This is a genomic window from Winogradskyella sp. HaHa_3_26 (assembly GCF_019278425.1).
Classification (GTDB): Bacteria; Bacteroidota; Bacteroidia; order Flavobacteriales; family Flavobacteriaceae; genus Winogradskyella; species Winogradskyella undariae.
The window spans coordinates 749,165-761,016 of record NZ_CP058981.1 but is presented as its reverse complement, the minus strand read 5'-3'; the positions used below and the strand labels follow the sequence as shown (position 1 = coordinate 761,016).

The 11,852-nt window shown below is 31.0% G+C and carries 14 protein-coding genes and 1 tRNA gene; 8 read left to right on the top strand and 7 right to left on the bottom strand.

The annotated features are described in order from the left end of the window. The first annotated feature begins 15 nt into the window (after positions 1 to 15). The 8 genes from H0I32_RS03375 (at position 16) to H0I32_RS03340 (ending at position 6,105) form a co-directional block, all read left to right on the top strand. Entirely contained in the window at positions 16 to 942 is a 927-nt protein-coding gene (locus H0I32_RS03375; protein ID WP_179314080.1) for a type IX secretion system membrane protein PorP/SprF, read from the top strand. Positions 943 to 952: 10 nt separating this feature from the next. Next, positions 953 to 2,929 carry an OmpA family protein gene (locus tag H0I32_RS03370; RefSeq protein ID WP_179314079.1) on the top strand — a complete coding sequence of 659 codons (1,977 nt, stop codon included), beginning with the start codon at positions 953 to 955 and terminating at the stop codon, positions 2,927 to 2,929. A 222-nt stretch (positions 2,930 to 3,151) separates the two neighbouring features. Beyond that, positions 3,152 to 3,574, top strand: coding sequence for an OmpA family protein (locus tag H0I32_RS03365; protein ID WP_218841354.1), 423 nt, complete (start codon positions 3,152 to 3,154; stop codon positions 3,572 to 3,574). A 125-nt stretch (positions 3,575 to 3,699) separates the two neighbouring features. Continuing rightward, entirely contained in the window at positions 3,700 to 4,224 is a 525-nt protein-coding gene (gene idi, locus H0I32_RS03360) for an isopentenyl-diphosphate Delta-isomerase (protein ID WP_179314078.1), read from the top strand. Beyond that, positions 4,224 to 4,634 carry a 6-pyruvoyl trahydropterin synthase family protein gene (locus H0I32_RS03355; protein ID WP_173586657.1) on the top strand — a complete coding sequence of 137 codons (411 nt, stop codon included), beginning with the start codon at positions 4,224 to 4,226 and terminating at the stop codon, positions 4,632 to 4,634. Before idi ends, H0I32_RS03355 begins: the two co-directional genes overlap by 1 nt. Before the next feature lie 4 nt (positions 4,635 to 4,638). Continuing rightward, positions 4,639 to 5,610 carry a type I phosphomannose isomerase catalytic subunit gene (locus tag H0I32_RS03350; RefSeq protein ID WP_179314077.1) on the top strand — a complete coding sequence of 324 codons (972 nt, stop codon included), beginning with the start codon at positions 4,639 to 4,641 and terminating at the stop codon, positions 5,608 to 5,610. Between the two features lie 82 nt (positions 5,611 to 5,692). Then, positions 5,693 to 5,962, top strand: a complete 270-nt coding sequence (locus H0I32_RS03345; protein ID WP_179314076.1) for a hypothetical protein — start codon at positions 5,693 to 5,695, stop codon at positions 5,960 to 5,962. 69 nt (positions 5,963 to 6,031) lie between these two features. After that, a tRNA-Thr gene (locus H0I32_RS03340) sits at positions 6,032 to 6,105 on the top strand. 230 nt (positions 6,106 to 6,335) lie between these two features. Here the strand turns inward: H0I32_RS03340 and H0I32_RS03335 are convergent. The 7 genes from H0I32_RS03335 to H0I32_RS03305 form a co-directional block, all read right to left on the bottom strand. Beyond that, the gene (locus H0I32_RS03335; protein WP_179314075.1) at positions 6,336 to 7,037 is read right to left on the bottom strand and encodes a DUF4369 domain-containing protein; all 702 of its coding nucleotides are present in this window, start codon (positions 7,035 to 7,037) and stop codon (positions 6,336 to 6,338) included. Positions 7,038 to 7,088: 51 nt separating this feature from the next. Then, entirely contained in the window at positions 7,089 to 8,399 is a 1,311-nt protein-coding gene (locus H0I32_RS03330) for a DUF819 domain-containing protein (protein ID WP_179314074.1), read from the bottom strand. 65 nt (positions 8,400 to 8,464) lie between these two features. Then, entirely contained in the window at positions 8,465 to 8,644 is a 180-nt protein-coding gene (locus H0I32_RS03325; RefSeq protein WP_173586662.1) for an Arc family DNA-binding protein, read from the bottom strand. A gap of 5 nt (positions 8,645 to 8,649) precedes the next feature. Further along, entirely contained in the window at positions 8,650 to 9,150 is a 501-nt protein-coding gene (locus H0I32_RS03320; RefSeq protein ID WP_173586663.1) for a hypothetical protein, read from the bottom strand. Then, positions 9,150 to 9,308: a DUF4177 domain-containing protein gene (locus H0I32_RS03315; protein WP_173586664.1), complete on the bottom strand. Its 159-nt coding sequence runs from the start codon at positions 9,306 to 9,308 to the stop codon at positions 9,150 to 9,152. Before H0I32_RS03315 ends, H0I32_RS03320 begins: the two co-directional genes overlap by 1 nt. Positions 9,309 to 9,312: 4 nt before the next feature. Further along, positions 9,313 to 10,173, bottom strand: coding sequence for an SPFH domain-containing protein (locus tag H0I32_RS03310; RefSeq protein ID WP_179314073.1), 861 nt, complete (start codon positions 10,171 to 10,173; stop codon positions 9,313 to 9,315). Between the two features lie 335 nt (positions 10,174 to 10,508). Then, positions 10,509 to 11,435 (bottom strand): alpha/beta hydrolase family protein, encoded by a 927-nt coding sequence (locus H0I32_RS03305; RefSeq protein ID WP_179314072.1) that lies wholly within the window; start codon positions 11,433 to 11,435, stop codon positions 10,509 to 10,511. Positions 11,436 to 11,852 lie beyond the last annotated feature (417 nt).

Below are 11,852 nucleotides of genomic sequence, written 5' to 3'. Positions count from 1 at the left end.
ATAAAAAAGATTAAAATGATACATAAATCATCACTAATAAAGGAATTAATAGTTTTAGTATTTATACTAACAAGTACTATTAGTTTTGCACAGCAAGATCCACAGTACACTCATTATATGTTTAATACAATGAGCGTAAATCCAGCTTATGCAGGTCAAAGAGAAACGTTGAGCATTGTAGGTCTTCATAGATCTCAATGGGTTGGTATAGATGGAGCTCCACAAACACAATCCTTAAGTTTTCATACACCATTACGTAATGAACGTATTGGGTTAGGTTTAAATATTGTTAAGGATGCTTTGGGGCCTGCAAGTGAAACATTTGTAGATGCTAACGTATCTTATACAATACCTTTAAATGCCAATGATTTAAAATTATCATTTGGAGTAAAAGGAGGGATTCATTTGTTAGATACCGATTGGAGTAAAGGTACATTTAGAGATGCAGATCCTGCATATCAAAATAATATAAATTTAGTTTCACCAATGGTGGGGGCTGGTTTATATCTGCACACTAGAAAATGGTATCTTGGTTTAGCAGTACCAAACTTTATAGATACTGATCATTATGACGATTATGAAGAGTCTGTAGCAACAGAGCGTATGCACTTTTACTTTATTGGTGGTTATGTCTTTAATTTAAGTGAAACAACGGAGTTTAAACCTGCATTTTTAGTTAAAGGAGTTTCTGGAGCACCATTAATTGCAGATGTATCTGCTAACTTTTGGTTTCAAAAGAACTTTACTTTGGGTGTTGCATGGAGATGGGATGATTCTGTAAGTGCTTTAGCTGGTTTACAAATAACACCAGGTATGTTTGTAGGCTATAGTTATGATATGACAACAACTGGATTGAGTAATTATAATAGTGGTTCACACGAATTAACATTAAGATTTGAGATCAAAAGACTAGGTAGAATATTATCCCCACGTTTCTTCTAAAAATAAGATTATGAAAAGAATATCGAAATATATATTATTGGCGTTTGTAGTTGCGTTTACTTCATCTGTATTTGCACAGAATGGAAAGATACAAAGTGTAAAAGATGATTATAGAGATTTTGCTTATGTAAAAACAAGTGAAGTGTTATTAGAAGTCGCTGAGAAAGGTTATAAATCTGCTGATTTATTTCAAAAATTAGGCAATTCATTTTACTATCAAGATAAAATGGAAGAAGCAGCTAAGTGGTATGGCGAATTAATGGCTATGGATGAAGTTATTGAGCCAGAATACTATTTCAGATACGCTTTAGCGCTTAAAGGAATTGAAGACTATGAAGGTTCTGATAAATGGATGAAAAAATTTAATGAGCTTAAGCCTGAAGATTTAAGAGGAAAGGCTTTTTTATCTAAAGTGGATTATAGAACATCTATTGAAGCATCAAGTAGAGATGATATTGAGGTTATTAACTTAGACTTTAATACAGAGTTTTCTGATTTTGGAGCTGCAGAATACGAAAACGAAATTGTATTCGCTTCAGCAAGTGGAGGAGGCCGTAAGTATAGATGGAATGAACAACCTTATTTAGATTTATTTTCAGTTGAAAAGAAAGAAGATGGATCTTTCGGAGAAGTGAAAAGTTTAGAAGGTGATGTAAATACTAAGTTTCATGAGTCTAGTCCTGTATTTTCTCCAAATGGAAAATATATGTTCTTTACAAGAAATAATTATTTCCATTCAAAATATAAAGAAGATAATACAGGTATTAATAGACTGCAATTATATAGAGCAAGTTTATCAGAAGATGGTTCTTGGGATGATATTCATAAAATTCATTTTAATAGTGAAGATTATAGTGTTGCTCATCCAACTTTAAATGTCACAGGTTCTAGATTGTATTTTGCTTCAGATATGCCAGGAACTTATGGACAGTCTGATATTTTTGTTGTAGATGTTAATGATGATGGAACCTTAGGTGAACCAGAAAATTTAGGAAGCTCTATAAACACAGAAGGAAAAGAAACTTTTCCGTTTATGAATACAAATGGTGATTTATATTTTTCTTCTACAGGATTTCCTGGATTAGGAGGAAGAGATATATTTAAATCTGAAGGTGTAGATGCAAAAGTTGAAAAAAGTTCGAGTAGAAATTTTCCAATTGAAAATGTAGGAAAACCTGTAAATAGCGTGTCTGATGATTTTGCTTATTATGAGAATTTAGTAACTAAACGTGTTTATTTTAGCTCTAATAGAGAAGGAGGGAAAGGAAGTGATGATATTTATACTTTTGAGATTACTGAATGTAAACAATTAGTTACAGGTACGGTTTTAGATATAAAAACAAACGAGCCTATTCCTAATGCTACAGTAGTTTTATTCGATGGAGAAGGAAATGAAATAGAACGCAAAACAGTTGCTGAAGACGCTGTATTTGAGTTTGATTTAGCATGTAAAACAGAATACTTAGTAAGAGGCGAAAAAGAAAAGTATACCTCAGATGAAAAACGTTTTGCTACGCCATCAAAACAACAAGACCTAGAGTTACAACTATTCTTAGAAATAGACGAACAACAAATTGAGCCTTGTGATGATTTAGCTAAGGTATTAGATATCCCAATCATCTATTTTGATTTTGATAAATCTAACGTTAGATATGATGCAGAGATTGAGCTACAAAAAGTATTGGCGGTATTAAATAAATATCCTACAATGCATATTGATATTCGTTCACATACAGATTGTAGAGGAACAGCTTCATACAATGAAAAATTATCAGAACGAAGAGCGAAGTCTACACGTCAATATTTAATAGATAAAGGAATTTCGTCAGAACGTTTAACCGCTAAAGGTTATGGAGAATCACGTTTAGTAAATGATTGTGGTTGCGAGCCGACTAGTGAATCTTCTTGTTCAGAAGAAGAGCACCAATTAAATAGACGTAGTGAATTTATTATCACAAGTATTGATGGAAAAACATGTGACGATTAATAAAAAACTCACATATAATAATTACAAAAGCCGTTTAATTTCTTAAACGGCTTTTTTGTGTTTAAATTTTAGTATTGATGTATTATACTTTTAGTTTTTTAAGATGCACTTTTCACCTTCCACTTAGATTGTAATGAACGATATGTTATTAGAGCAAAAAAAGACGGGTATAATCCTAAAGAAGAAATTTTTGAGACTCCTAAAAACCCTAAAACAATAGAGATGCCAATTGTTTTAAATATGCCATTGATTCTTAAAGTTTCAGATCCTTGTCCGCCTAATGATTTAGGTTGTAAATTAACGTTACAACCTATATATTTTGATTATGATGATTCAAATATTCGCTTAGATGAAGAAATAGAATTAGCTAAAATTTTAGCGGCATTAAAAGAATATCCGGAATTAAAAATTCATATAGAATCTCATACAGATTCTAGAGGTAGAGATTCTTATAATTTAAAACTATCTCAGCGTAGAGCAAGGTCTACATTAAAATGGCTATATGATAAAGGGATTTCAAAACGAAGATTATCTGCAACAGGTTATGGCGAATCTCAATTGATTAACGCATGTGGTAATGAAATAGATTGTAGTGATGAAGATCATCAATTAAATCGTAGATCAATGTTTATTATTAAAGATTAATTTATTAATTATTATTCTATCATAAAACTACCTTGCTTGTGTCTTACAAGCAAGGTATTTTCATTTCACAGGCTTTTTATGAAAAGATTAATGCGTTTTAAAGTTTTACTTGGTATTTTTACGGCATGATAGAAGAACAAGTCATCTTAGTAGATGAAAATGATAAACAAATAGGATTAATGCCAAAGATGGAAGCACATGAGAAAGCGCTTTTACATCGCGCATTTTCTGTGTTTGTATTTAATGATAAGAAGGAACTAATGCTTCAACAACGTGCTTTACATAAGTATCATACTCCTGGTTTATGGACCAATACTTGCTGTAGTCATCAGCGTGATGGAGAAAGTAATTTAGAAGCTGGTAAACGACGTTTACAAGAAGAAATGGGATTTGTAACAGAACTAGAAGAGAAGACTTCATTTATATACAAAGCTCCTTTTGAAAATGGATTAACAGAGCACGAGTACGACCATATTATGGTGGGTTATTATAATGACGAACCTGTGGTAAATCTAGATGAGGTAGCAAGTTGGAAATGGATGACTTTAGAAGCTGTTAAAACAGATATTTTAGAAAAACCTGAGATTTATACAGCTTGGTTTAAAATAATCTTCGAGAAGTTTTATGAATATATAAACGTTAATAAATAATGCAAGTCACAGTACATCGAAAAGCGCATTTTAACGCAGCACATAGACTGTATAGGAAAGATTGGAGTTTTGAGAAAAACGAAGAAGTATTCGGGTTATGTAATAACCCTAATTTTCATGGTCATAATTATGAACTAATCGCAAGCGTTAAAGGGGAAATAGATCCTGATACAGGTTATGTTATTGATATAAAAATATTAAAAGATATTATTAAATCTGAAGTAGAAGATGCCTTCGACCATAAGAATTTAAATATTGAAGTTCCCGAGTTTCAGGAACTAAATCCTACAGTAGAAAATATTGCTGTAGTTATCTATAATAAAATTAAACCTAAACTTAAGCCCGAATTTCAATTAGAAATTACCCTCTACGAAACACCTCGTAATTTTGTAACCTATTCTGGAGATTAGTTATATGAAAAACGTATTATATCCATTAAAATTTCAACCCATTTTAAAAGAAAAAATTTGGGGTGGAGAAAAATTAAATCAGCATTTTAATAAAGCTTCAGATTCTAAAAAACTAGGTGAAAGTTGGGAGGTAAGTACTGTTCCTAACGATATTTCTGTTGTTATAAATGGAGATTTAAAGGGGCGTTCACTTCAAGATTTAGTTAATGAATATCAAGCCGGATTTTTAGGAGAGAAAAACTGGAAGCGTTTTGGTAATGAATTTCCACTACTCATCAAATTTATTGATGCTAAGCAAGATTTAAGTATTCAACTGCATCCTAATGATGAATTAGCTAGAAAACGACATAATTCTTTTGGTAAAACAGAAATGTGGTATGTAATGCAAGCTGATGATGAAGCAAATTTAATTGTTGGATTCAATAAAAAAGTAAATAAAGAGATTTATTTAAAACATTTAGAAGAGAAGGCCTTAACAGAGATTCTAAATTTTGATAAAGTAAAGGAAGGTGATACTTATTTTATTGAATCAGGTAGAGTTCATGCCATAGGAGCAGGGGTTTTGTTAGCCGAAATTCAGCAAACGAGTGATGTAACGTATCGCGTTTACGACTGGGACCGTGTTGATGATGATGGAAATGAAAGAGAGCTTCATAATGATATCGCTATTGATGCTTTTGATTTTGAAATGAAAAATGATTTTAGAATCGATTATGGAAAACAAAAGAACAAAGTAAACCAAATGGTAGGTTGTCTTTTTTTTACTACAAATTTTATTGAATTAGACACTGTAATAGATAAAATAAATACATACGATTCATTTATAATTTATATGTGTGTCGATGGTGAAGTTGAAATTTCTTCACCTATTTTAAACACGAGTATATCTAAAGGAGAAACGATTTTACTCCCTGCGAGTATTAAAAATTTCAAATTAAATTCGGCTTACGGTAAGTTATTAGAAGTATACGTTTAAAACTTCAGATAAAAATTAAATATGAGAATCAATTAACTAAAAGGATTTAGTATTTTTGCGGTTATTATAAAATAAAATTATTATGGCAAATAAAAGAGAATTAAAAAAAGATATCAATTACGTATTAGGAGATATTATTGAAGCAGTTTACGTTTGGGAATTAGCTAATGCTCAAAAACCAACAAAAGATAGTGAAGCTGTTATTGATGAAGCTATTGTAACGTTTGATGAGTTAATTACTCGTGTAAACGACAGAAGTGTAGAAAATAAAAAAGCTCATTTTAAAGCTATAAGTGCTGATCTTGAGTCAAAAGGGAGAGCTCTTATAGAAAAAATAAATAAATTAAATTAAATTTGCTTGCAGATTTAAAAATCTATCTTAAATTTGCGCTCGCTTACCGATATTAGGTAAGCATTTATTGCCGATGTAGCTCAGCTGGCTAGAGCAGCTGATTTGTAATCAGCAGGTCGTGGGTTCGAGTCCCTCCATCGGCTCTTCTTTAAAACTTCAATTACTGTAAAGTAGTTGGAGTTTTTTGTTTAATAGAAGTTTTTAGTTGAAAATAAGGGGATTAGGCTTTTTAAAACGGAGTGATTCCTATTTAAATACAATAGAACATAAAAAATCCAATCATATAGTTATGATTGGATGTTTAATATTTAAGAGTTATATCTAAACTTTATATTATAAAAGTATCAGGTTTATGAAGAAACAGCTAGTTGTCTTAATTTCTATTTGCTATAACTTCTTTTAGCTTTTTACCGTAAAGAGAGTTTTTAATTTCTTCATTTAGGTTGTTGTAAATAGAATCTATATATACTGGATTAGCATTTTGCGTTTCGTATAAAGCTAGGTAAGGAGCAATTTCACTATCCTTATTATTTATAGCGTATTGAATAGTGTAAGCATACTTACGTTTTATAAGTTTATCTGCTATATTATTTAAAGAGTCTAGTGTTATGCTGTCATTATCTTTTTGTGCGATAAAACTAGCCTCAATTAAGTCAAGATTCTTGTGATTGTATGAAGACATCACTTTTACATATGCTCCTAAAAGCTCTTGTTGTTTAGAACCTTTAATTTCATAATCGTAATTAAAAGTTTTTAACGTTGTTGAGATTTCAGTAGTTCCTTTATCAGCGAAAAATGGAATGTAATGCTCGTCTTTATCATTTTTATGAAGTTTTAAATAAAGGATAACAGGTTCGTCAATATTTGTATGTAATGAAAATTCTGTTTGGCCTGATATAACCATAGAATCTAAATCAATAATACTAGAATCCCCTTCTTTTTGAAGATAAACGATTCCTTTTTTTAAGCCTTTAATGTTTCCTTTTAATGTGAAATTAGCATCATTGTCTTTACCACAAGATACAGCTAATGCTACTAAAATTATGAGACTTAATACTTTGTTTAATTTTGTCATGTTTTGCAGTGTAATTAGGTAAGCAAATATCTTATTTTAGTTTTAATATAACTAGCTAACGGCTGCTAATTCCATTAAAATAGTACAGCCAATAGCAGCAATAGTTCCAACAGCATATCCAAATACAGCAAGTAGAACTCCAACGGTTGCTAAAGACGGGTGAAATGCAGAAGCTACAATAGGGGCAGAGGCTGCTCCGCCAACATTGGCTTGGCTACCAACTGCTAAAAAGAAATAAGGCGCTTTAATTAGTTTGGCTACGACTACTAGTAGTATAGCGTGAATAGTCATCCATACAACACCAATAGCGATAAGACCAAGATTATCAAAAATCATGGTTAAATCCATTTTCATTCCGATACTAGCAACAAGAATGTAGATAAAAACACTTCCAAATTTACTTGCACCTGCACCTTCATAGTTTTTGGCTTTTGTATTTGATAATAAGATAGCAATTAAAGTCGCGATACTAATCATCCAAAAGAATTTTGAGCCTAAGAAAGTGAAAATATTTCTTGTTGTTGGTGATTCTATTCCTGCAACAACACCTTCAAAAAGAGGGCCTAAATAGTTAGCGCTTAAATGGGCGATACTTACCGTTCCGAAAGCAATCGCACAAATAATCATAATATCTGATAATGATGGATTTCGCTTTACTTTTTCAGTAAACGTAGACATTTTTTCTTTTAATTCCTCAATAGAAGAAGTGTCTGCTTTTAGCCACTTATTAATTCTATCTCTTTTTCCGATACCAATTAATATAATAGCCATCCAAATATTAGCGACTACGATATCTACAAATACCATTCCTCCATATTTGGCTTGGTTATAACCAAAGATTTCTAGCATGGCTGTTTGGTTGGCACCTCCACCAATCCAACTTCCTGCTAAGGTAGAAAGCCCTCTCCAAACGGCATCTGGACCAACGCCTCCAACAGTATCTGGTGAAACGGTTGCAATTAATATAATAGCGATAGGTCCGCCCATAACAATCCCTAAAGTCCCTGTAAAAAACATTACTAATGCCTTCCATCCTAAATTAAAAACAGCTTTTAAATCGATACTTAAAGTCATTAAAACTAAAGCGGCCGGTAATAAATAACGGCTAGAAACATAATATAAACTTGTACTGTGTTCTGTAATCACTCCTGTTTCTGAAACTGTGGTCCATTCTGGTGAGATTAAACCTGTAGTTGTTAAAAGTGCAGGTAGCATGTAAGCCATAAATAAACCAGGTACTATTTTATAAAACTTGGGCCAAAATCCTGTTTTTATAGATTCTGTGACAAACACAAAACCTAAAGCAATCATTAAGAGTCCAAATACAATAGTATCATCAGTAAAAATTGGAGTATTATCCATAAATAAAGTTATTTTAGAGCACGCAAAATACAAAAATTAAAAAATAAAAAAGTGACCATTTACGGTCACTTTTTTTCTGTTGAATCATCTTTTTGTTTGGGCTGCCTATTGTGTTCTTTTAGATATTGCATTAGCATCCATTCTATTTGTCCATTAGTGCTACGAAATTCGTCTGAAGCCCATTTTTCAACGGCTTTCAGCATATCTTCATTCATTCGTAGTGCAAAGGCTTTCTTTTTAGACATTATAATTAATTAAATTTTGATTTATAATAAGCTATTATGCTTTTAGCATTCTCTTGTTTTTGTGTTCCAAGTAATAGCTTTTTACCGTTTTTTAATTTTAGTTGAATTCCAATATCTCCAGATATGTTAATGGCTTGTCCTTTAGATCTGTTCCAAAGTGTTCCTCCTTTTAGTCCCCAACCTCCATAATCTGTAATAGGATCGTATGTTCTGATATATGCTTTTTCAATTTCACTCCATTTAATTGTTTTATAATTCCAATGAATAGGGAAAAATTTATAGTGGATTCCTATTTCATCGATTCTAGAACTTAGCTTAACAAAAAAGATTAAACCTGTGGCTACTATAAATATAGAAATAAGTCCTATTAATTCAGAACTAGAATAATTATCAGGGTTTTCTAAATATGCTTTTATAAAAAGTCCTAAAGGAATTAATGTGCTAATTGATATCAATATAATCAACCATAATTGATTGAAGCGTTGTTCTTCTTTAAATATCCTCATTATCTATTTTTTTCGCGTTCAAAAACTACAGTAGACCAATTTACAGCAATTTGCTTAACGCTCCATCCTTCTCGAGCATATTGATTGAGTAAATCTTCAAAATTTTGAATACGGTTTCTAAAGCCTAGTCTTGGTGTTATTACTTTGTATTCTTTCATATGTTTAATGATTTAAAGTGCCAGTGTTTAGTACTGGGGAGGCATCTTTATCTCCACATAATACAACCATTAGGTTACTGACCATAGCGGCTTTGCGTTCTTCATCTAAATCTACAACTTGTTTTTTGCTTAGTTGTTCAATAGCCATTTCTACCATACTTACGGCACCTTCTACGATTTTATGTCTTGCAGCTACAATAGCTGTTGCTTGTTGGCGTTTTAACATGGCGTTTGCAATTTCTTGTGCATAAGCTAAGTAACCGATTCTAGCTTCTAAAACTTCTATACCAGCAATAGATAAACGCTCATCTATTTCTTGTTCTAATGCATTACTAACTTCATTTACACTAGATCGTAGCGTAATATCTTCATCAACACCTTCATCTGCAAAATTATCATAAGGATACATACTTGCTAATTTACGAACAGCAGCATCTGTTTGTACACGCACAAAATTTTCATAATTATCAACATCAAAAGCAGCTTTGTAGGTGTTTTTAACACGCCAAACTAGAATTGTACTTATCATAATAGGATTTCCTAATTTGTCATTCACTTTTAAGCGTTCACTATCAAAATTACTAGCTCTTAAAGAAATTTTCTTTTTAGTATAAAAAGGATTTGCCCAATAAAAACCATTCTTTTTTACAGTACCAACGTATTTTCCGAATAAAAGTAAAACACGAGATCCATTAGGTTGCACCATAAGAAACCCACAAGCTAAAATTAAAGCAATTATAACACCGAATGTAGCCCAACCTGTTTTTGTGATAATCATAATTGCAATACTTCCGAAAAAGAGTATTACAAATAAAAATAGCATAAGATACCCATTAGCAGGGACGATAATTTTTTCTTCTTTCATAAGTTCTAAATTTAATTGATTGATAATTTAATATGATATCAATATGATATCATAAAGATATACTTTTATATATTAGTATCCTAATGTTTTATTTTGTTACAGTCTTGAAGAAAAAAGATATAATCAAACTTTGGCACACAGTTTGCAAAGTATTAATTGTAATGCTAATAACATGTTACTCTAGGTAACAAGATTACAAAGTTGTAGCATTACATTGGTTGGTTAGTTAGAAAAGCATCTCGTGGTTGGGATGCTTTTATTTTTTGTTTTTTAATAAAAAAAGCATCACGGTAGTGATGCTTATAGTTTTTAGAGCCTTAAATGATAATATAAAATTATGGTTCTATAAAATTTGTGATACTTATAATAAGCTGTGGAGAAATAGCTCTAAAAGATTCGTTATAAGATTTTGAATTTTCTAAATCACCTCCTTCAATTTCAAAGAGCACGTGATTCATGTTTTCTATGATTACTAATTGGGATTTTTCATTAGCAGCACTTAATACTTCGGCTTCTTTTTCTGAAACTTGAAGATCTTTTGTTCCGTTTATAATAAGAATAGGCATATCTAGATCCTTAATTATTTCTGTAGGGTTATAAGACATCCAATTCATCATAAAGGGTTGTATCTCGGCGTTAAATACAGAAGCTAAAGCAATAGGGAAATCTGTTGTTGTTTTTCCTTCTTTTAAGCTTGTTACAATACGTTTTGTGTCTTCACTAAACATTGGTGCCGTTTTATCAATTTGCTCAATTAATACATCTCCTATATTATTACCAGCACCAGCTAATGAAATAAAACCATCAGCTTTATCTTTTGCAGATACCATACCAACTAAACTTCCTTGGCTATGACCAATAACGTAAATCTTACTATAATTATTTTTTTCTTTGAAGTAATCTAAGACGTCTGAAGCATCAGTTATAAAATCATCAAACATCATGTTTTTGTCTATATTATTATGTAGAATTTGTTTTACAACACGTTTATCATATCTAAAAGTTGCAATTCCATTATTAGTAAGTCCTTCTGCTAATTTTTTTAAAGAATTATTTTTAAGAAAATTCTGATTACCATTTCTGTTGGTAGGACCAGAGCCTGCTATGATAATTGCTAAATTTGGTTTTTCAATGTCATTAGGAGTTAGTAATGTACCATCTATCCATTTTGATACTGATAATTCATCTTCGGTATAAGTTGTAGCTTGGCTGAAACCTAAAAAGGTTGTTAAAGATATAAAGAGGATTAAATATTTTTTCATATTAATAGTTTTAAAAGTGTCTAAAGTTACTTCATATTGAATTAAATTTTACATAATGAATTAATTTTTATTTCTAATAACATCTATTAAACGTATAAAAACATGAATTTCTACACGTGTATTTTGTCGGTAAAAAGAGTGTTTTAATCGGTAAATGTTAAAATTTAATGTATTTCATCGATTAAATATGTTTATTGTCTAATGAATTGAAAATGAATTATATATTTGACTCGTACTGAAATTAAGTTTTAGTTCAATGGATTAATTAATTAATATTTGCCATGTGTTGAGTTGGCTTAGAGACCCTGAATCTACCAGCATATAAAAGCAAATAAAATGAAAACCGAGATTGAGGGATCTCGGTTTTTTGTTTTTATAATTTTTTTATAAGGTGTTTTTTTTAGCCATTTTGACTTC

Bases quoted from the DNA above. Each gene is read 5' to 3' on its own strand.
- H0I32_RS03375 (WP_179314080.1), top strand. From the start codon at position 16: ATGATACATAAATCATCACTAATAAAGGAATTAATAGTTTTAGTATTT.
- H0I32_RS03370 (WP_179314079.1), top strand. From the start codon at position 953: ATGAAAAGAATATCGAAATATATATTATTGGCGTTTGTAGTTGCGTTT.
- H0I32_RS03365 (WP_218841354.1), top strand. From the start codon at position 3,152: ATGCCAATTGTTTTAAATATGCCATTGATTCTTAAAGTTTCAGATCCT.
- idi (WP_179314078.1), top strand. From the start codon at position 3,700: ATGATAGAAGAACAAGTCATCTTAGTAGATGAAAATGATAAACAAATA.
- H0I32_RS03355 (WP_173586657.1), top strand. From the start codon at position 4,224: ATGCAAGTCACAGTACATCGAAAAGCGCATTTTAACGCAGCACATAGA.
- H0I32_RS03350 (WP_179314077.1), top strand. From the start codon at position 4,639: ATGAAAAACGTATTATATCCATTAAAATTTCAACCCATTTTAAAAGAA.
- H0I32_RS03345 (WP_179314076.1), top strand. From the start codon at position 5,693: ATGGCAAATAAAAGAGAATTAAAAAAAGATATCAATTACGTATTAGGA.
- H0I32_RS03335 (WP_179314075.1), bottom strand. From the start codon at position 7,037: ATGACAAAATTAAACAAAGTATTAAGTCTCATAATTTTAGTAGCATTA.
- H0I32_RS03330 (WP_179314074.1), bottom strand. From the start codon at position 8,399: ATGGATAATACTCCAATTTTTACTGATGATACTATTGTATTTGGACTC.
- H0I32_RS03325 (WP_173586662.1), bottom strand. From the start codon at position 8,644: ATGTCTAAAAAGAAAGCCTTTGCACTACGAATGAATGAAGATATGCTG.
- H0I32_RS03320 (WP_173586663.1), bottom strand. From the start codon at position 9,150: ATGAGGATATTTAAAGAAGAACAACGCTTCAATCAATTATGGTTGATT.
- H0I32_RS03315 (WP_173586664.1), bottom strand. From the start codon at position 9,308: ATGAAAGAATACAAAGTAATAACACCAAGACTAGGCTTTAGAAACCGT.
- H0I32_RS03310 (WP_179314073.1), bottom strand. From the start codon at position 10,173: ATGAAAGAAGAAAAAATTATCGTCCCTGCTAATGGGTATCTTATGCTA.
- H0I32_RS03305 (WP_179314072.1), bottom strand. From the start codon at position 11,435: ATGAAAAAATATTTAATCCTCTTTATATCTTTAACAACCTTTTTAGGT.